General features: G+C 72.2%; 1 protein-coding gene. It reads left to right on the forward strand.

Annotation, left to right across the window (positions count from 1 at the left end):
• The coding region (locus IF89_RS0137020) for a hypothetical protein (protein WP_030778371.1) at window positions 1-248 on the forward strand (248 nt) is incomplete at both ends.

A 248-nucleotide genomic window follows, 5' to 3' on the forward strand; every position in this document is an offset into this window, starting at 1 on the left:
GCAGCGCGTCGGCCCCGGCGGGGTCGTCACCCTCCAGGTCGCCGGGGTGAAGGGCGTCCCGGCCACCGGGGTGACGGCCGTGGTCATGAACGTGACCGCCGTCCACCCGACCGAGGCCGGACACGTCACCGTCTACCCCAACGGGCAGGCGGCGCCGGGCGTGTCGAACCTGAACTTCACGCCCGGGCAGATCGTCCCCAACCTGGTGACGGTGCCGGTCGTGAACGGCAAGGTCGACCTCCGCAACA

The sequence above is a fragment of the Streptomyces sp. NRRL F-2664 genome (genome assembly GCF_000719345.1).
GTDB lineage: Bacteria > Actinomycetota > Actinomycetes > Streptomycetales > Streptomycetaceae > Streptomyces.